14 protein-coding genes and 3 tRNA genes are annotated in these 18,339 nt (G+C 50.8%); all 17 read left to right on the top strand.

Annotation, left to right across the window (positions count from 1 at the left end):
• Nucleotides 1–41 precede the first annotated feature (41 nt).
• The 17 genes from nadA to asnB all read left to right on the top strand — a co-directional run bounded on the left by nadA (nucleotide 42) and on the right by asnB (nucleotide 18,188).
• Complete coding sequence (nadA, locus tag VOI35_RS08535) at nucleotides 42–1,136, top strand: quinolinate synthase NadA (protein ID WP_407275630.1); 1,095 nt, start codon at nucleotides 42–44, stop codon at nucleotides 1,134–1,136.
• A gap of 41 nt (nucleotides 1,137–1,177) precedes the next feature.
• Complete coding sequence (locus tag VOI35_RS08530; RefSeq protein ID WP_407275629.1) at nucleotides 1,178–3,064, top strand: cation:proton antiporter; 1,887 nt, start codon at nucleotides 1,178–1,180, stop codon at nucleotides 3,062–3,064.
• Between the two features lie 92 nt (nucleotides 3,065–3,156).
• Nucleotides 3,157–3,232: transfer RNA gene (locus VOI35_RS08525), tRNA-Gly, on the top strand.
• A gap of 1 nt (nucleotide 3,233) precedes the next feature.
• Nucleotides 3,234–3,309 (top strand) — tRNA-Val (locus tag VOI35_RS08520).
• A gap of 11 nt (nucleotides 3,310–3,320) precedes the next feature.
• A tRNA-Asp gene (locus VOI35_RS08515) sits at nucleotides 3,321–3,397 on the top strand.
• Between the two features lie 384 nt (nucleotides 3,398–3,781).
• Nucleotides 3,782–4,573 carry an ABC transporter permease gene (locus VOI35_RS08510; RefSeq protein ID WP_407275628.1) on the top strand — a complete coding sequence of 264 codons (792 nt, stop codon included), beginning with the start codon at nucleotides 3,782–3,784 and terminating at the stop codon, nucleotides 4,571–4,573.
• 3 nt (nucleotides 4,574–4,576) lie between these two features.
• The gene (locus VOI35_RS08505; protein WP_407275627.1) at nucleotides 4,577–5,320 is read left to right on the top strand and encodes an ABC transporter ATP-binding protein; all 744 of its coding nucleotides are present in this window, start codon (nucleotides 4,577–4,579) and stop codon (nucleotides 5,318–5,320) included.
• On the top strand, nucleotides 5,317–6,375 hold the full coding sequence (rfbB, locus tag VOI35_RS08500; protein WP_407275626.1) for a dTDP-glucose 4,6-dehydratase: 1,059 nt from the start codon (nucleotides 5,317–5,319) through the stop codon (nucleotides 6,373–6,375). Before VOI35_RS08505 ends, rfbB begins: the two co-directional genes overlap by 4 nt.
• Complete coding sequence (rfbD, locus tag VOI35_RS08495) at nucleotides 6,372–7,271, top strand: dTDP-4-dehydrorhamnose reductase (RefSeq protein WP_407275625.1); 900 nt, start codon at nucleotides 6,372–6,374, stop codon at nucleotides 7,269–7,271. Before rfbB ends, rfbD begins: the two co-directional genes overlap by 4 nt.
• A complete protein-coding gene (gene rfbA, locus VOI35_RS08490) occupies nucleotides 7,268–8,152 on the top strand; it encodes a glucose-1-phosphate thymidylyltransferase RfbA (RefSeq protein WP_407275624.1) in 885 nt (294 codons plus the stop codon). The genes rfbD and rfbA overlap by 4 nt, the downstream gene beginning before the upstream one ends.
• The gene (gene rfbC, locus VOI35_RS08485; protein WP_407275623.1) at nucleotides 8,152–8,700 is read left to right on the top strand and encodes a dTDP-4-dehydrorhamnose 3,5-epimerase; all 549 of its coding nucleotides are present in this window, start codon (nucleotides 8,152–8,154) and stop codon (nucleotides 8,698–8,700) included. Before rfbA ends, rfbC begins: the two co-directional genes overlap by 1 nt.
• Nucleotides 8,697–9,863 (top strand): nucleotide sugar dehydrogenase, encoded by a 1,167-nt coding sequence (locus tag VOI35_RS08480; RefSeq protein ID WP_407275622.1) that lies wholly within the window; start codon nucleotides 8,697–8,699, stop codon nucleotides 9,861–9,863. Before rfbC ends, VOI35_RS08480 begins: the two co-directional genes overlap by 4 nt.
• Nucleotides 9,864–10,874 carry an NAD-dependent epimerase gene (locus VOI35_RS08475; protein WP_407275621.1) on the top strand — a complete coding sequence of 337 codons (1,011 nt, stop codon included), beginning with the start codon at nucleotides 9,864–9,866 and terminating at the stop codon, nucleotides 10,872–10,874.
• Nucleotides 10,871–11,680, top strand: a complete 810-nt coding sequence (locus VOI35_RS08470) for an ABC transporter permease (RefSeq protein ID WP_407275620.1) — start codon at nucleotides 10,871–10,873, stop codon at nucleotides 11,678–11,680. Before VOI35_RS08475 ends, VOI35_RS08470 begins: the two co-directional genes overlap by 4 nt.
• A gap of 33 nt (nucleotides 11,681–11,713) precedes the next feature.
• Nucleotides 11,714–13,027 (top strand): ABC transporter ATP-binding protein, encoded by a 1,314-nt coding sequence (locus VOI35_RS08465; protein ID WP_407275619.1) that lies wholly within the window; start codon nucleotides 11,714–11,716, stop codon nucleotides 13,025–13,027.
• Between the two features lie 81 nt (nucleotides 13,028–13,108).
• The gene (locus VOI35_RS08460; RefSeq protein WP_407275618.1) at nucleotides 13,109–14,044 is read left to right on the top strand and encodes a class I SAM-dependent methyltransferase; all 936 of its coding nucleotides are present in this window, start codon (nucleotides 13,109–13,111) and stop codon (nucleotides 14,042–14,044) included.
• A 172-nt stretch (nucleotides 14,045–14,216) separates the two neighbouring features.
• Entirely contained in the window at nucleotides 14,217–18,188 is a 3,972-nt protein-coding gene (asnB, locus tag VOI35_RS08455) for an asparagine synthase (glutamine-hydrolyzing) (protein ID WP_407275617.1), read from the top strand.
• The last annotated feature ends 151 nt before the right edge of the window (nucleotides 18,189–18,339 follow it).

Here is an 18,339-nt window from a genome sequence, read left to right as displayed (position 1 = left end):
GCCTGCGGTCACCGAGCGGTCACCCTAGAGGTTTTCCTGTTATGAACCGTTCCGATGCCCTTGCACCGCCGATTCCGCCTGAATTGGCGGCGCGCATTCAGTCGCTGGCCTTGTCCACGCCGCCCGCGCCCGCGCTCGAACCACAAGACAAAGCCCGACTGAAGGCGGCGATCAAGCAGGAGATCGAACGCCAGAATGCGGTGCTGGTCGTGCATTACTATGTCGATGCCGAGCTGCAACAACTGGCCGATGAAACTGGCGGGCGGGTGTCCGACTCGCTTGATATGGCGGCCTTTGGTGCGGCGCATCCGGCGCAAACCCTGGTGGTATGCGGCGTGCGTTTCATGGGTGAAACCGCGAAGATTTTGAGTCCGGAAAAGCGCGTGCTGATGCCGACCTTGCAGGCCGAGTGTTCGCTGGATCTGAGTTGCCCGGCCGATACCTTTGCGGCTTTCTGCGATGCCCACCCGGAACGCACCGTGGTGGTGTATGCCAATACCTCCGCCGCCGTGAAGGCGCGCGCGGACTGGGTGGTCACCAGCAGCAATGCGCTGCCGATCGTGCGGCATCTGATGGCTGAGGGGAAAAAAATCCTTTGGGCGCCGGATCGTCATCTCGGGCGCTACATTCAGGAACAAACCGGCGCGGACATGCTGCTCTGGCAAGGCGACTGCGTGGTGCACAACGAATTCGCGGCGGAAGATTTATTGGCGCTCAAACGGCAGCATCCCGAAGCTGCCGTGCTCGTGCATCCCGAATCGCCCCGTGCCGTGGTGGCGCTGGCCGATGTCGTGGGTTCTACCAGTCAGTTGATTGCGGCGGCGCAAAGGTTGCCGAATGCGGAACTGATTGTGGCGACCGACAACGGCATTTTCTACAAAATGCAGCAGGCCGCGCCGCACAAACGCTTGATCGAGGCACCCACCGCCGAACAGACGCGCTGCATTTCCTGCGCGCATTGCCCTTGGATGGCCATGAATGGCCTCGGTAATCTGCTGGCTGCCTTGCAGCAGCCCGATCGGCATGAAATCAGCGTGCCGGAAGCCATCCGTCAGCGCGCGGTGAAGTCCATCGACCGGATGCTAACCTTTTCCCGTCAGCAAGGTTTGGTGGTATCGAAAAACGCCAGCCGCTGAACGATCGGGTTTCGTCCGCGCCGCCTTTTTCGGAGAGAATCATGCATGCCAATATCCTGCTCCTGCTGACGGCGCTGGTCGCACTGGGCATTGCCGCCCAGTGGCTCGCCTGGCGCGTCAAAGTCCCGGCGATTTTGTTCCTGCTGTTGCTCGGCTTGTTGATCGGCCCGGTGCTGGGTTGGCTCAAGCCGGACCAGCTCTTTGGTGATTTGTTATTCCCCGCCGTATCGCTCGCGGTGGCGGTGATTTTGTTTGAAGGCGCCTTGACCCTGCGGTTCAGCGAACTGAAGGGCGTGGGGCACATCGTTTGGCTCTTGGTCTCGGTCGGCGCGGCGGTGACCTGGGCGGTTGCCGCGCTGGCCGCTTACCAGTTTGTCGGGCTCGATCCGTGGATTGCCGCCCTGTTCGGTGCGCTGGTGGTGGTGACCGGGCCGACCGTTATCGTGCCCTTACTGCGGATCGTGCGGCCGAGTGCGAAAGTCGCCACCATTCTGCGGTGGGAAGGCATCGTGATCGACCCGATCGGCGCCATGCTGGCCGTGCTGATTTTCGAACTCTTGCTGGCCACGCAGGGGCATTCGATCGCGCGGATTGCCGATTGGTCAGTCTGGGCGTGGCCGCTCGCTCATTTGATCGGGGTGGGTCTGACGAGCGGCCTTGTCGGCGGATATCTGCTTGGCATCGTACTGCGGCGACACTGGTTGCCGGAGTATTTGATCAATGTCGTGGTGCTGGCCAGCGTGCTCAGCGTGTTCACCCTCTCGAATCTGGTCTCGGAAGAGTCCGGCCTGCTGGCCGTCACCGCCATGGGGATTCTGCTGGCGAACATGCGCGCCGTGCCTTTGATGGATGTGCTGCATTTCAAAGAGTCGCTGACCATCCTGTTCATTTCCATGCTGTTTATCGTGTTGGCGGCGCGCGTCGATCCGGCCATGTTCCGCACCGTGGGGTTTGGCGCGCTGCTGGTCTGGCTCAGCATTCAATTCATTGCGCAGCCCCTGAAAGTCTGGCTGTGTGCGGTGGGTGCGGGATTGAGCTGGCGTGAAAAATTGATGATTGCCTGGATCGGGCCGCGCGGCATCGTGGCGGCGGCCATCAGCGGATTATTCGCGCTCAAGCTCGATCAACAGGGGGTCAGCGGCGCCGAGGCAATCGTGCCGCTGACCTTTACCGTGATCGTGGGCACCGTCGTGCTGGCCTCGCTCACCGCCCGCCCGCTGGCACGAGCATTGGGCGTCGCCCAGCCGGAAGATCGGGGCATCCTGATGGTTGGCGTCAATCGCTTCTCGCGGGCTCTGGCGCAGGCGCTGAAGAAACAGGGCTATCGCATCATTCTGGCCGATACGAGCTACAGCGATATCCGCGCCGCCCGCATGGATGGGCTGGAAACCTTTTATGGCAATCCCGTTTCGGAAGCCGCCGACCGCCGGCTCGATTTACTTGGGATTGGGCGGCTGTTTGCAGTATCGGCTTCGCCCGAGATCAATCACCTGTCCGCCATTCGTTACCGGCACGAGTTCGGCGCGGGCAACATTTTCGTGCTCAAAACCGCGCAAGAGACCACCGGAGCCGCACATCAACGCCTTTCCCATACCTTCGTGGGGCGTGCCCTGTTTGGTGCCGAGGTCTCGCTGGAGGATCTGCTTCAGCTGATGGAGCAGCAGGGCGAGATTTACATGACGCGCCTGACCGACACCTTCACCTGGGAGAAATACCAGCAAAGCTTTGCCGGTCGCGGTCGGGTGCTTATGGCAATCAATCCCAAAGGCGTATTGCAGATCTGGGATGATGAGCAACAGTTCATGCCTCAAGAAGGCTGGACGGTCATCGGCTTATATCGTCCGGCCGATCCGGTCGCCGAAACACGGCTCGAACCGGCGTCCGGGGTTCCCGAACCGCAGGATCCCCCAGGTTCGCTGCCTGTATGACGGCGGCATGAAAAAACGCTTGCGCGCCCGAAGTTCATTTGTATAATGCGCGCTCTGTGACAAACAGCTGCCCTAAAAAGCAGCCGTGATGTGCGGGAATAGCTCAGCTGGTAGAGCGCAACCTTGCCAAGGTTGAGGTCGCGAGTTCGAACCTCGTTTCCCGCTCCACGGGTGATTAGCTCAGTTGGTAGAGCGGCGCCCTTACAAGGCGTAGGTCGGGAGTTCGAGCCTCTCATCACCCACCACATCAAAATTAGCAGCGGTAGTTCAGTTGGTTAGAATACCGGCCTGTCACGCCGGGGGTCGCGGGTTCGAGCCCCGTCCGCTGCGCCAACCAGTGGTTTTATACCGTCTCAAGATGTTCTAAAACCTTAATTAAACCCGCATTCCTACTAGGTCTGCGGGTTTTTTATGCCTGCTTGCGGAGCTGTTCATCGCCGGAGGAGCTGGGCAGTGCTGCGGTATCGATACTGCAGCATCGGGGTGTTCTTGGTTGACGATATGGGGAGCTAACCCAGCACGCCGGCGATCTTGTCCTACCTATGTCCTGCTTTATGCAAGTGAAGAAACTGTTATTATGTTTTGGGTATATCGCGCTTGGGTTTGCAATTTTGACGAGTTGCTCGAAAGGTGGAAATGACACTTAATCTTACGCGCTGTCATTGGGTTGCTCTCCATCGCGCTTTATTGGTCGAACCCGCACAATAAGATTTTTGTATGAATACCCGCCTAGGTGACACCCGTTCCGACATCCTAAGCGCGCTGGCCAACCTGCCCGCCGCGCTGTTTTTTTCCTGGAGTGATACCAAGGCGCGCTACAAACGCAGCATGTTGGGGCCGTTCTGGCTCACATTGGGTACAGCCATTGGCGTGGGTGGGCTGGGCTTCGTTTGGAGCACCTTGTTCAAGATGGATAAGGCCGTATTTATCCCCTTGCTGACGATCGGTTTGATTCTCTGGGGGTTTATTGCCGGCATCGTTACTGAAAGTAGCCAAGTGTTTGTGCAGAATGCGCAACTGATTCGGAATGTGCAGTTGCCTCTGTTTTTTCACCCGTTGAAGCTGATGCTTCGGCATCTGATCAACCTTGCACACAACGCGGTTGTGGTTGTGGTTGTGCTACTCGTTTACCCGCCCCAATGGCACTGGAGTGCCTGGCTGGCGCTCCCCGCTTTTTTGCTCACGGTGCTCAACTTAAGCTGGATCAGTCTTTTTATTGGCATGTTTGCCGCGCGCTATCGCGATACAGAAACGGCCATCGCGAACTTCATGCCCCTGTTGTTCTTCATGTCCCCGGTGTTGTTTAAGGCCGAGCAGCTTGGTGTCGGCAGTTGGGTGGTGTGGCTCAATCCTTTCAGTTATTTCATCACGGCCGTGTGCGACCCGCTTTTGTGGCATCCCAGTCCTTGGTTCGTGTGGCCAGTGTTGCTCAGCATGACCGTGGTCGGTTGGTTGGTCACTTTGTGGCTGTTTCACACCCGCCGTACGCGCATTCCTTATTGGATTTAATCTATGGCGCGCCTGATTTTTGACAATGTCACGGTCCGATACCCCATCTACAACGCCCGTGCGCAATCCTTGCGGCATCAATTTATGCGGATTGCCACCGGGGGGGAAATCGCCGCCGAGGCGGGACACACGGTGGCTGTTACGGCGTTGGATGGTGTCAGCTTCGAATTGAAAAGTGGCGATTCGATTGGTTTGATCGGCCATAACGGCGCGGGTAAGAGCACCCTGTTGCGGACGATGGCGGGTATTTACACCCCGGATAGCGGGCGAGTGATCCGCGAAGGCCGCACGGCTACGGTGCTCGAAATCGGCTCGGGCATGGATCCTGAGTTATCCGGTTATGAGAACATTCTGCGCATGGGGATGCTCATGGGGATTCCCCTTAAAGAAATGCGCACGAAAATTCCTGAGATCGAGGAATTCACCGAGCTGGGCGATTTCCTTAGCCTGCCCGTGCGCACCTATTCGTCTGGCATGACCATGCGGCTTATGTTCGCCGTGGCTACTGGCGGTCAACCGGAAATCCTTTTAGTTGATGAAATGTTTGGCACGGGCGACGCCGGGTTTCAGGAAAAGGCCAAAGCCCGCATGCACGATTTGATCGCAAATGCCGAGATTTTTGTGTTCGCTTCGCATGACCACACGCTTTTGTGTGAGTTGTGCGATCGAGTATTCGAATTGAGTCATGGAAAAATAATCCGATTACCTGATTTTCAATCTAAGAGTTTGGAGAAAGCCCCACAATGATTCTGGTCACAGGAGCTGCGGGATTTATTGGTAGCAATTTTGTGCTCGACTGGTTGGGCGCCTGCGATGAGCCCGTCATCAATCTCGATAAGCTCACCTATGCTGGTAACCTCGAGAATTTTGCCTCACTGGCTGGTGATGAACGGCACATCTTTATTCAGGGTGATATTGGTGATTCAGCGCGGGTCAGCAAGTTGCTGGCGGAATATCAGCCACGGGCAGTAATTAACTTTGCCGCTGAGAGCCATGTGGACCGTTCTATTCTCGGGCCAGCGGATTTTATTCAAACCAATGTCGTTGGAACGTTTGGACTCTTGGAAGCGGTGCGCGCGTATTGGGGCGCGTTACCAGAGAAGGAGCGAGCTTTGTTCCGTTTCCTGCATGTTTCAACTGATGAGGTTTATGGCTCGCTTGAGCCTGATGCGCCTGCCTTTACCGAAACCCACCGCTACGAACCAAATAGCCCGTATTCGGCGAGCAAGGCAGCTTCAGACCATCTGGTTCGCGCCTATCACCACACCTACGGCCTTCCTGTGTTGACGACAAACTGTTCGAACAACTATGGCCCATATCATTTCCCGGAAAAGCTCATTCCTCTGTGCATCCACAATGCCTTAGCAGGTAAACCATTGCCGATTTACGGCGACGGTCAGCAGATCCGAGATTGGCTCTATGTGAAAGATCACTGCAGCGCCATTCGTCGCGTGCTCGAGGCGGGGCGTTTGGGAGAGGTTTACAACATAGGCGGATGGAATGAAAAGGCGAACCTAGATGTAGTGAATACTTTGTGTCACATTCTTGATGAAGAGCAACCGCGGGTGGATGGTAAATCCTATGCCGAGCAGGTCACCTTTGTGACCGATCGCCCTGGCCATGATCGTCGTTACGCGATCGACGCCACGAAATTGGAGCGTGAATTGGGCTGGAAGCCGGCGGAAACTTTCGAAACTGGCATCCGCAAGACCGTTCGTTGGTATCTGGATAATCAGGATTGGGTGGCGAATGTCACCAGCGGCACCTATCGCGAATGGACCGCGAAGCAATACACCTTATGAAAATCTTACTGCTCGGGAAAAATGGACAAGTCGGATGGGAGTTGCAACGCGCATTGGCTCCGCTGGGTGAGTTGATTGCCCTTGATCGCAATGGCACTGCGGGACTTGTTGGTGATCTTTCCTATCCGGAAGCGCTGAGAGATGTGGTGCGCAAAACAGCGCCGGATATCATCGTTAACGCAGCGGCCTACACGGCAGTCGATCGGGCAGAAACCGAAATTGACCTTGCGAAAACCATCAATACGGATGCAGTGCGCATACTTGCTGAGGAAGCTAAAATACTCAACGCGTTGTTCGTTCATTATTCAACGGATTATGTCTTTCCCGGTTCCGGGCAAATGCCGTGGAAGGAAACTGACGCGACGGCCCCGCTTTCCATTTACGGTAAAACAAAGCGTGCGGGTGAAGAAGCTATCCTAGCGAGCGGCTGCACCTATTTGATTTTCCGCACCAGTTGGGTCTTTGCCGCGCGCGGTCATAATTTCATAAAAACAATGCTGCGTTTAGGGCAAGATCGCACGCAGCTTTCAGTGGTGTGCGACCAAATTGGTGCGCCTACAGGCGCCGAGTTGATTGCAGACGTAACTGCGCACGCCATACGGTCTGTTGCGCTCGATCCGGCAAAAGCCGGGATATATCATCTAGCCGCATCTGGCGCTGCGTCTTGGCATGAGTTTGCCGAATATATCTTTGTGCAAGCCAGAGGCATGGGGGTTCCCCTGGCTGTTCAATCTGTCGCGCCCGTCCCCACTGTTGAGTACCCAACACCAGCATCTAGACCCCTGAACTCACGGCTCGATACAGCGAAGATCGCTACTATGTTCGGGTTGGCGATGCCAGTGTGGCAAAACGGCGTATCTCGTGTTCTGGCAGAACTATTGGAGCGAACAACATGACGAAAAGAAAAGGAATTATCCTCGCCGGAGGTTCGGGTACGCGACTGCATCCAGTTACGTTGGCGGTCAGCAAACAGTTGATGCCCGTCTATGACAAACCCATGATTTATTACCCGCTGAGCACCTTAATGCTGGCGGGGATTCGAGACATATTGATCATTTCCACGCCACAGGACACCCCCCGATTCGAACAATTGCTGGGGAACGGTAGTCAGTGGGGTCTTAATCTTAAATATGCCGTTCAGCCGTCACCCGATGGGCTGGCCCAAGCCTTCATTATTGGGGAAGAGTTCCTGTCAGGGGCGGCGTCCGCGCTGGTTCTAGGGGACAACATCTTCTACGGTCACGCGCTGCAAGAGCGATTACAACAAGCAGGCCAGAACGCGAATGGGGCGAGCGTCTTTGCATATCCAGTTCATGACCCTGAGCGGTACGGTGTCGTTGAGTTTGATAGGAATGGCAAAGCGGTCACTCTCGAGGAAAAGCCTGATAAACCCAGAAGCCGCTATGCGGTTACCGGGTTGTATTTCTATGACAACCAAGTCGTGGACATGGCAAAAAATTTGGCCCCCTCTCCTAGGGGAGAGCTGGAAATTACAGACATCAACCGGTTGTATCTTGAGCAGGGCATATTAGATGTGCAACGGATGGGGCGAGGGGATGCTTGGCTGGACACCGGAACCCATGACTCGCTGCTTGAGGCCAGTCACTTTATCCACACACTGGAAAAGCGACAGGGCTTGAAAATTGCGTGTCCCGAAGAAATAGCCTGGCGACAGGGCTGGGTGAACAATGAACAACTTCAAGCATTGGCTAAGCCCCTGGCTAAAAGTGGTTATGGTCAATACTTGAGCCGTTTGCTTACAGAGAAGATTTACTGATGAACTTGATTCCTACAGAGATTCCTGAAGTCCTTATCTTTGAACCCAAAGTTTTTGGGGATGATCGTGGTTTCTTTATGGAGAGTTATAACGCAAAGACATTTGCCCAGCTGACAGGCCTGGCTGTTGATTTTGTACAAGATAATCACTCCAAGAGTCGCCACGGTGTGCTTCGGGGACTGCACTACCAATTGCCTCCCAAGGCTCAGGGAAAGCTTGTTCGTGTAGTGAGTGGTGAGGTCTTTGATGTTGCGGTGGATATTCGAAAGTCCTCACCAACTTTCGGTAAATGGGTTGGGGTGTTCCTTTCTGCTGAAAATAAGAAACAGTTTTGGATGCCCGCAGGTTTTGCTCATGGCTTTGTCACGCTTTCTGATACCGCCGAGTTTCTTTACAAGACAACTGAGTACTACACTCCCGAAATGGAGCGTTGTATTCGTTGGGATGACCCAGATATTCGTATTGAGTGGCCTTTTCATTTTTCCCCACAGGTATCCGAGAAAGATGAAAATGGATCGCCAATGATTAATGCGGAATTGTTTTCATGAAAGTTGCTGTCGTTGGCACAGGATATGTTGGTTTGTCCATTGCGATGCTATTGTCTCAGCATAACGAGGTTGTTGCCCTAGACATCGTCCCTGAAAAGGTGAGGATGCTTAATGAATTTAGATCGCCTATCGAGGATGCAGACGTCGAGGATTTTTTGAGTAACAGAACTCTGAATTTTCGCGCTACGCTGGACAAATATGAAGCCTACCAAGATGCTGACTTTGTTGTCATTGCTACGCCGACTGACTATGACCCTGAAACAAATTACTTCAACACGAAGTCTGTTGAGGCCGTCATTCAAGATGTGCTAGACCTGCGCCCAGAAGCTTTGATGGTAATTAAGTCTACTGTACCTGTTGGCTATACAGCTAGGATAAGGGAGCGTTTTGGTTCTGACAAAATTATTTTCTCTCCAGAGTTCCTTCGCGAAGGCCGAGCACTGTATGACAACCTTTACCCATCGAGAATCATTGTTGGGGATAAATCTGCCTCAGCGGAGGCTTTTGCAAATCTACTTAAAGACGGCGCCATAAAGGATAATATACCGACCCTGTACACAAATAGCACAGAGGCCGAAGCGATTAAACTCTTTGCTAACACGTACCTCGCTATGCGAGTTGCTTATTTCAATGAGTTGGATAACTACGCCGTTGCACATAACCTAAACAGCCGACAGATCATTGAAGGTGTCTGTCTTGATCCGAGGATAGGTAACCACTACAACAATCCTAGCTTCGGCTATGGAGGCTACTGTTTGCCTAAGGATACTAAGCAATTGTTGGCCAACTATCGAGATGTGCCCCAGAATCTTATCCGCGCTATCGTGGAGGCTAACAGTACGCGCAAAGATTTTGTCGCAGATGAAATTCTGCGTCAAAACCCTCGAGTTGTAGGCATTTATCGCTTGATCATGAAGTCGGGTTCGGATAACTTCAGGGCTTCAAGTATCCAAGGCATTATGAAGCGCATTAAAGCCAAGGGGGTCGAGGTGGTTGTTTATGAGCCTGTTCTGAGCGAGGCCGAGTTTTACCATTCTCGTGTTATCAATGACTTAAATGAGTTCAAGGATATCGCTGATATCATCGTCGCTAATCGGATGTCAGAGGCACTCGCCGATGTGCAAGATAAAATATATACGCGTGATTTATTTGGGAGCGATTGATTGAAAGTATTAATTACCGGTTGTGCCGGGTTCATTGGTATGCATGTCGCAAAAATCCTGTTGGATCGGGGAGACACGGTCATCGGTGTTGACAATCTTAACGACTACTACGATCCAAGGCTGAAATCGGCGCGCTTAGGGGAGCTCGAGCAATATGCTGAGTTTTCTTTTGTGGTAGGGGATATCGCTGACCACAAGGTTGTAAACGAAATATTTGCTGCTGAAAACCCCCAGAGGGTAATTAACCTTGCGGCCCAGGCTGGTGTGCGTTATTCACTGACAAACCCTTACGCTTATATCCAAACCAATCTTCTGGGTTTTGGGAATATACTTGAAGCTTGTCGCCAACACAGTGTCGAGCATCTTGTGTATGCGAGTTCATCTAGCGTTTATGGCGCCAATACCCACATGCCTTTTTCGGTACATGACAATGTTGACCACCCCGTGAGCCTTTACGCTGCAAGTAAAAAGGCAAATGAATTGATGGCTCATAGCTATAGCCATCTTTACGGTTTGCCAACTACAGGACTGCGTTATTTTACTGTTTATGGGCCTTGGGGGCGGCCTGATATGTCGCCTTGGTTGTTTACCTCTGCAATATTGGAAGGGCGATCGATAGATGTTTTTAACTATGGCAAGATGCGGCGTGATTTCACCTATATCGACGACATAGCCGAGGGAACTGTTCGAGTGTTGGATAAAATTGCTACTGCCAACCCGGATTACGACAATGGTCGACCAGATCCAGCCACGAGCTATGCCCCTTTCCGAGTTTACAACATTGGTAACCATACTCCGGTTGAGTTGCTGGACTTTATCGGTACTATCGAGCGAGCGTTGGGCATGGAGGCAGAGAAAAATTTCCTGCCCATGCAAAATGGTGATGTACTTGCGACTTGCGCAGATGTTGAAGCGCTCAAGAACCAAGTTGGATTCGAGCCAAAAACTTCTTTGGTGAGTGGAGTCACTCGGTGGGTGGATTGGTATAAAACATACACGGGCTACATGTGAGAAAATTTTCTGTCAGCTTTGGTTTGGGGTCTATTTATGAGCACCGCGACCTTCTTTACTCCTTAGTAAAACGAGAAGTTGAGGTGAGGTACCGCGGTTCCATACTTGGAAAAATGTGGGTGGTGATTTTCCCTCTGATGATGTTGGGGGTTTATACCTTTGTGTTTTGCGGTGTTTTCGGATCACGTTGGGCTGGAAAGGGGGATATGACGGATTTCGTTCCGATGCTTTATTGCGGATTGATTGTCCATGCCATTTTTTCGGAAACTGTTGGCAAGGCTCCGTCACTTATTGTTAATAACCCAAACTATGTAAAGAAAGTTATTTTCCCATTGGAGCTTTTGCCAGTTGGTAGTTTATTTACTGCATTATTTAACGGCGCGGTCGGTTTTGGTATTTTGGTGTTGATGGTCTTGCTCTTTAAACATGAGATTCATTGGACTTTGGTTTTTTTGCCTTTGGTGCTGCTGCCGCTGATACTGTTTGCTATTGGATCCGCTTGGTTGATTTCAGCGCTCGGGGTGTTTTTCAGGGATGTTGAGCAGTTGATCGGTGTGTTGATGTCAATGCTGCTGTTTTTGAGCCCGGTATTCTATTCGGTTGAATCGGCGCCGTTGATTGCTCAAAAGCTTCTTTTGATAAATCCGCTCACGTACCCCATCGAAGATGTGCGTAATGTGTTGATACTTGGGCACTTACCGCACTTGTGGCCATGGCTGACCAGCATGGTTGCCTCATTGATTGTTGCATGGGCCGGGCTTTGGGTGTTTGAGCAAACCAGGCCGGCATTCGCAGACGTTGTATAAAGATTAAATAACATGTGTCCCACGGAGCAACCTATGATCCGGTTAGAGAATATTGGTAAGTGCTACCGGATATATGCAAATCCTCAAGATCGATTTAAACAGGCGTTCCGAGATCGTTTGGGACGCTGGCTTGGAAAGCAAGCTCCCCCCCCTTTGTTCCGTGAGCATTGGGCGCTTCGAGGCGTAAGTTTTGAAGTGGCCACTGGCGAGGCAGTGGGGATTCTTGGCCGTAATGGCGCAGGCAAAAGCACTTTGCTTCAAATAATCGCAGGTACACTGTCGCAGACTACTGGGGAGTTGAAAGCTGGTGGGCGGATCACTGCCATGCTCGAACTTGGTAGTGGCTTCAATCCAGACTTTACTGGGCGCGAAAATGTCTTCCACAATGCTCAGATACTGGGATTGAGCCGATCTGAAACTGCCATGAAATTTGGTGCGATTGAAGAGTTTGCTGATATTGGTGATTTTATTGATCAGCCAGTCAAGACATACAGTTCTGGGATGATGATGCGCTTGGCATTTGCGGTGCAAACAGTCATGGATCCAGCGATTCTAATCGTTGATGAAGCCCTTTCTGTCGGTGATGCGCGCTTCCAGGAGAAATGTTTTAGAAAATTGCGTGAGTTGAGGGAGAAGGGGGTTAGTATTTTACTAGTTACGCACGATGTGAATGCGGTAACTATGTTTTGTGATCGAGCGGTACTTATGGATGGTGGTGAGGTTTTATCTGTTGGTGATCCTATATCTATTGCAAAGCAATATCTTCAGGTTTTGTATAGCGATACCAAAGGGAGTCGGAAGGGCATTAGATCAGGGGATGGTTCGACATATGAAAGTTCCGCTAATGGCCGTGAGGGCAAAAATGTTGCGATGAGCTTTGATGAGAGCTCTGGGCGATTTGGAAATCGCAAAGTCGAAATATTGTCAGTCGGGATTTTTACACCGGATGGCCAAGCTGTTCGAGCGCTAAGTCCAGGGGGAAAATACAGGATTACGCAACGTGTCCGTGTAAACGAAGATGTGGATTATTTGTCAACAGGGTTTATGGTTAGGACTACTAAAAGCGTTGATATTTTTGGCGCGAGTAATAAATCGCTAGGGCAGGATGTTTTTCTCCATCTCACGCGCGGTGAAGTCCTCGATATCAGTATGGATATCGATAATTGGCTTTCGGGTGGGGAGTATATCTTACACGCTGCTAATGCTGGGGAAGACGGAGTGCAGTACGATTGCATACCCTCTGCGCTCAGCTTTACTGTGATCGGTACGCCGGAAATATATACAACTTCTGTTGTGAACCTTTGCCCATCAATTAGCATCGCCAAGTCTGATTTATATTTGGCTTAAACTGTCAAGAGAGTTATTGGATCTTCTATGATAAAAAAAATTAAATGGACCCCCATGTTAGTTAACAGGTTCTGGAATGGGGTGTCCGATTCCCATTTGGATGACTTGTCCTTTGCAAAGTTGAATGGGGAGAAGCTGCTAAATTTGGTGTCTGGATGGCTTCCTGTGGGTGGAAGGATTCTAGACTTTGGTGCGGGCAGTGGCTTTCTTGTTAAACAGCTATTGGATAGAGGTTATAGCGTTGCTGCCTTTGACCCGGCGGGTGACCGTGAATCTACGTTGATGTCACTGGTTGGTCATTATGATCGTTTTCTCGGACTTGAGCGTGGGGAAGATGGTCGCCAATATGATGTCGTGATTTTCAGCGAGGTCATCGAGCACATTTCTGATGAAGACTATGAGGTTGTGTTGACGTCCCTGTCGCAGTTTGTCCGCGAAGACGGTGTGTTGATTCTGACGACCCCGAATCAGGAGGATATTGATCGCAAGATGGTCTTCTGTCCGGCATGCGAACATATGTTTCATCCCTGGCAACATATGAGAAGTATGGATCCTTCTATCTTGGTCTCTCAGCTTGGTCGCCATGGTTTTACTAAACAATTCCTTGGACTTGTGGATTTCTCAAATGATGCGATCAGTCAAGAGTTAGGAGGGGTTGCCAGTCGACTGCTGGATCAAATTGATCAGATAAACCAGGTTGAAGGTTTTGACTTTACTGAAATTCTGAAAATGGAGACTAACCCTTCACCAGACGGAATGTTAGGAGATTTTTTTCGTTCTCTTGGTCGTCTTTTGGTGCAGGGGACATCTATTGTGAAATCACCCTCGGCAGAGCAGGAAGTAAATCGCCTTTTGACTGATGCCTTTAATGCCATTTCCGAGGTGAGGATCCGACAGAACCGCTTGACCAGGCCGCAGCCTACGCCTCTACCGGTCAGTAGTGACGCTTCCGTTGATTTCAGTTATGGAAACGGTAGTACTATCGTATACGTTGGCAAAAAGTCTACGATTGATTAGTTTATGTGCCATTGTCTCAATTTCTTGGTTTGTGTTGCCTAACTGCTATTGCAGTTAGGCAGGGGGATTGTGTCATGTATTTTGTTTGGTCCGAGTTTCGCGGATTTTTAGTGCTTGGTTTTTGTTTAATTTCTTATGCATTTGGCGCCTCGGCAATGATTAACGCTATTGTTTGTACTTCTTGATTATGTGTGGAATTGCTGGACTTTATAATTTTGGCTATAAGGGACTGCTCGCCACAGGGCAGGTGTCAGTTGTCCATAAAATGACGGACCGTATGGTGCACCGAGGCCCCGATGCCACGGATGTGTGGGCCGATGACCAGGCCCGTTGTGTTCTTGGCCACAGGCGTTTGTCAATCATTGATGTATCTGACGCGGGCCGTCAGCCAATGCACTGGAATAATGGCGAGTGGTCAATTTCTTTCAATGGAGAGATATATAACTTCCAGGAAATCAAGAGTGATCTTGAATCTAGGGGGGGTGTTTTCCATGGACGCACAGACACCGAAGTCCTACTGGCTGGAATTGCATATTGGGGGGAGTCCGTTTTTGATCATCTGGATGGTATGTACGCGTTTGCTGCCTTCCATCACCCCAGTGGTGAATTAATATTGGCGCGAGACCCCTTTGGTGAGAAGCCCCTTTACTATTTTCAAACCCCAGATGGTGGATTGGCCTTCGCATCGGAGCTGCAGTGCCTTGAAGAGGTGCCGGGCTTTTCAGCTGATATATCCCCAGACGCGTTAAGCGATATCTTGATGTTCCAGTACGTTGGGGCACCTCGTACCATCTATCGCGATGTGTACAAGCTTGAACCTGGTCATTTCATGAAGGTTAATGGTCGCGATCTTCAAATTCGGCGCCACTTCCGTTTTGAACCCGGGCTACATGGCTTTTCAAGTGGTTCCCGAGAAGATCTAGTCGATGAACTAGAAGACATACTGGTGCGTAGCCTTAGGAGGAGACTGATTTCAGACGTCCCCTTGGGCGCTTTTCTTTCGGGCGGCGTAGACTCTTCCACTGTTTGTGCATTGGCAAGAAGAAAGCTGGACATCCCTCTTCAGACATTTTCGATTGGATTTGAAGGGGACCAAGGAAGCGAGCATAAGATCGCCCGGCGGATCGCGGCACATTTGGGTACCGAGCATCGGGACCAAATCCTGTCGCCATCGGCAACGGATTTCCTAAATCATTCCGGCTCACTTCTAGACGAGCCCAATGCAGATAGCTCCTGCCTACCAACTTTTCTCTTGTCAAAATTTGCACGTAAGCATGTAACAGTTGCGTTGTCCGGAGACGGCGGTGATGAATTGTTTGGGGGGTATGGTCGATACTTCGATACTCTCACAGAGGCCAAGGCTTACCAGAGTCAGCCCAGACGAAACTGGAGCCCGGGACGGAGTTATTACAATTCTAACCGCGTAACAATTTTCAGCCCGTTACAGTTGAGTAAACTTTTTGGCTTCATTCCGAGTGGCTCCGCGGAACATGTTAGGCATCTGATAGAGGAAGTTGATCACGGCAGCGCAGAATTACTTCATCGGCTTCGGGCGAGTGATACAGAAAATTACATGCCTGGAGCGGTTCTACCCAAGGTGGATAGGATGAGTATGCAGAACTCCCTTGAAGTCCGTACACCATTCTTGAGCGTAGAATTGGCACGATTTGCCGAAAGAATACCGGGAGAATACCTAGTTAACGGTGGTCGAGGAAAGTTGCTACTAAGGGAAATTGCCTATCGTTATCTTCCACGTGAAATTATCGATTTGCCTAAGAAAGGGTTTGGTCTCCCGTTGACGTCAGGCTGGGGTAAACATCATTTGGTTTCGGCTCTGGAAAATACTCTGATATCGGAGGAAAGTCCTATCGGTAAATGGATTGGGGGGGGGCGCGCCAGTGAATTCATAAAGACACAGGCATCCGACAATGGCTTTTCAATTTATCAAACTTGGTCAGTGATCATGCTAGATAAATGGTTGCGTAATAGGCCTGCAATCCTGCCAGAAAGGGATTCATTTGCTTCAATTTCTGCTCAAGATGTCCCGGCTTACTACTCTGTCGATAATGGACATCTATTCCGACTGATTGGGTTTGTCGCACCCAGAGTACTCGTTATATCGAATCCGATAGCGAATCCTCCGGAAGAAAAAACACCGATACGAAATTTACTTGGTTCGTTTGACATCGTTAGATTGAGCCTTGTTGAAAAGGCTGCCTCGATTGAGGCGTCAGTGACCACGGATGATTTGCCAGATGCGAATACATTTCGCTTCGACGCCGATCAAGGCATAATCGATGTCATCAGTCAGTTGCCATTCGATCTCGCGGGGTGCACTTTGATTTCCTTGGATGAAGACGTGGAACTGTTCGGGGTTAATGAAATCCAGTACCTTCGAGCACAGAGATTGCGTCGTCTGATCATCCCTCAGCGCTATGATAGTAAAGGTAACTGGGTCAAATATGAATTCCATTACTTCAATATTGTCGGCCGAATTGTCAACCTTATGCACCTGCTGTCGCGCGTTAAAGGCATGTGGCGCGCAGTGAAAAACAAGTCTCAACAGAACGGCGTATATGTGGCCGGGCCATTCGAGAGTCTAACAACGGAAGCTGATCGTGATGCGGTGCTGGATTGGGCATTGTTTGTCGGACCAAGCCAGTATTTGCCATTTATTTCATCCCATGAAGAGATTAGGGTGTCAGAAGCACCACGATATTCCATCTGGAATGACCAAGTCATCTATTCGTTGCCAAGGCAAACGGGGCGATGGTTTTTGAGACCATTTTATAGATACAACTGGCTGACCCCGATTCACGAGAGTACGGCAAGATACCTGCCCGTTGTGACTAGCTGCTTAAAAATCAGCTCACAAACTGGTGGGTTTGAGGGGGCATTGAGGCATCTAGTTGATACCAGCAATCTGAAACTCCCAGCAAGAGCTGAAACTAGCTTTGTTGCCCTCTACACACATGCGCTTTCGTCTGGAGGTGCAGAACGCCAGTGGGTCAATTTGGCCATTGGCTTAAAGGCTTTGGGCAAGCAAGTGTGCCTGATCGTAAACAACTGCGAAGGAGAAAACGCACACTACCTTCCGTTAGTCGAGCGGGCGGGCATAGACGTGTGGCAGCTTGAAAAAGAGGGCAAGGATAGTGGAGTCAGGTTGGTGCGGGATGAGTTGATCTATCCTCTGGTGGAGCCGCGCGTTTATACCGGTGCGGAAAGTGTACAGCGTTTAGCAGTATTACTCGATCGACTGAAGCCCGATGCGCTGGTGGCACAATTAGATTCAACCAATATCACGGGTGCGATTGCTGCGCTGATGACCAATATCCCGAAGATTGTGATGTCGTTCAGGAATTACAATCCATCACACTTTGAGTATCTAAATATCCCATGGTTTCTGCCAGGCTACCGCTATCTGGCTGAATCGAACAGAGTGTTCTTAACGGGGAATTCGAAACTCGGAAATGCAGATTATGCTGAATGGATCGGGATCGATGGTAGCCGTATCAAGCTGTTGCATAATTCGTATGAGCCTGAGTCAAAGGTTTCGCTAAGTGTTGAAGAAGGGCAGGTGCTTAGGCGATCACTCGGCATAGAACCAGATGAAAAGGTAATTCTTGGGGCATTCCGATTGTCACATGAAAAGGATCCATTGTTGTTTGTTGATGTCTGCGCGGATGTACTCAACAAACTAAATGATTGCGTCGTTCTCCTATGTGGTGAAGGTCCAATGCGCTCCGCAGTTGAGGAAGAAGTAAGGCGTAATGGGATTCAGAACAAATTCCATATGCTGGGTCGTAGATCCGACATGTGGCAATTGCTATCTATTGCCGATGTGCTTCTTTTGACTTCCGAAATGGAAGGCACGCCGAATATTGTAAGGGAAGCATTGATGATGCGTTGCCCAGTTGTTTCAACAGCATGTGGCGCAGTACCTGAAATGATTGACGACCCTGTAACTGGCTTTATATCTGAGATTGGGGATCGGCATACTTTGGCTAGTAAACTACTACTTTTGTTGGAAAATGATGCGATCCGAGCAAAAATGAAAGAGGCCATCAGTGTGAGCAAAAAACATTTGACCCCAAGGGATATGGCGATTCAGCTGTATGAAATCATGAGTCCTGATATAATCTAGCGTGCACGCCTAATTGAGAGAAATTGAAGAATGGAGTGTTCGTTTAGGTGCTTGTGAGCAAGCATTTCGTCCCCCAGAGTTGTGAGTGAATTGTCTGGCATACATTGATAGTAGGCTATTCTCAGTTAGGGGGGGGTAAGATAGTACGCAG

The sequence above is a fragment of the Halothiobacillus sp. DCM-1 genome, assembly GCF_045689735.1.
GTDB lineage: Bacteria > Pseudomonadota > Gammaproteobacteria > Halothiobacillales > Halothiobacillaceae > Halothiobacillus.
This window is presented reverse-complemented; position numbering and strand designations above follow the sequence as displayed.